We start from the raw sequence: 249 nt of genomic DNA on the forward strand, positions 1-249 counted from the left end.
TGGCGGTGACATTGTGGTCGATCATGGTCTGGAGCCCGGCTACCCCCATGAGGCCGCCGAGCTGGCGCCCCGCGTTGAAAAGGCCGATGCCGGAGGCTCGATTGCGGTTGTTGAGGTCGCTGAAAGCGATAAGCGTGATCGACAGGAAGAGGAAGCCTAGTCCAAAGCCGCGTAGCAGGATGGCGGCCATCATATCGTCGGCGCCACTTTCGCTGGTCGAGCCGGACAGCATCCACATCGCGGCCATGA

General features: G+C 62.2%; 1 pseudogene. It reads right to left on the reverse strand.

The annotated features are described in order from the left end of the window. Positions 1–249, reverse strand: a pseudogene (locus KJQ96_RS39395) (MFS transporter); the annotation flags it as partial.

The sequence above is a fragment of the Bradyrhizobium sp. sGM-13 genome, assembly GCF_018398875.1.
GTDB lineage: Bacteria > Pseudomonadota > Alphaproteobacteria > Rhizobiales > Xanthobacteraceae > Bradyrhizobium.